Below are 893 nucleotides of genomic sequence, written 5' to 3' on the forward strand. Positions count from 1 at the left end.
CTACTGGTCAGTAGTCTGAAGCAGTTGATCCATCCTCGAGCCGTGATTCAGAAGAAGTACAACGGTCATCCCATTGACGAGGAGATCTTGCGCTCACTGCTGACCTTCTCGTTTTTCTTCACCGTCACTATTGCCGTCATCGCCTTGGGCCTGGCTCTCATCGGGCTCGACTGGATAACAGCGTTGAGCGGTGCCTCCACTGCGGTGTGCAACGTCGGGCCGGGGCTTGGCACGATCATTGGGCCGGCAGGGAATTTCTCAACATTACCCGATGCCGCCAAATGGCTGCTGACCGTTGGAATGCTTCTAGGGAGACTGGAAATCCTGACGGTGTTGGTACTCTTCACTCCAGTTTTCTGGAGATATTGAGCTTTACGGTTTGAGATGTATCACCCATTTAGAACTGTTCAAGAGCCTGGACGCGGCAGAGCGGTTGGCACAATTGGCTCCCGTTTCTTGGGCGGGGTCACCAAACGCTATTGCGGATGTGCCTTGGTTTGCTTAGCGAATGCCGGCGCCCGCCAGGGACTCCGACGACCACTGTGCCTTGGAGAGCGGATCGACGTACTTGATGCCGCCGTACGGGCCGACTACACCGTTGATGTTGTAGGAACCGCCCACCAAGTCATAGACGGTGTTTTTCCCAGCGCACGAAGTCGGGTGCCAAGTGATTCGGGGTGGTGATCGACTTCGGATCCTGAGCGTAGGTCAACTTGTAGGGATTGTACGGCACGATCATTTCTTGCTTGCCGACCAACTTCCAGTCGTAGCGATCCAGCGCACCGTTGAACACGAAAACGTCGTCGTAAGTACCGGCGCCGGCGGTGCCGGGGTTAGGCGTGTCGTAGGCCAGGTTCGGTGCCAGCTTCACACGGCGCTGACCAGGCAGGTAC

Annotated in this window: 1 protein-coding gene and 1 pseudogene; one reads left to right on the forward strand and one right to left on the reverse strand. The window is 56.7% G+C overall.

Features of this window, described 5'->3' with window-relative positions:
- Positions 1 to 369 (forward strand): potassium transporter TrkG (locus tag AC1DRJ_RS30065; RefSeq protein WP_477805322.1); only part of this gene is annotated, 369 nt, incomplete at its 5' end.
- Between the two features lie 132 nt (positions 370 to 501).
- On the opposite strand, the pseudogene AC1DRJ_RS30070 reads toward AC1DRJ_RS30065, so the two are convergent.
- Positions 502 to 893, reverse strand: a pseudogene (locus tag AC1DRJ_RS30070) (DUF1329 domain-containing protein); the annotation flags it as partial.

The organism is Pseudomonas sp. P5_B2 (assembly GCF_056400445.1).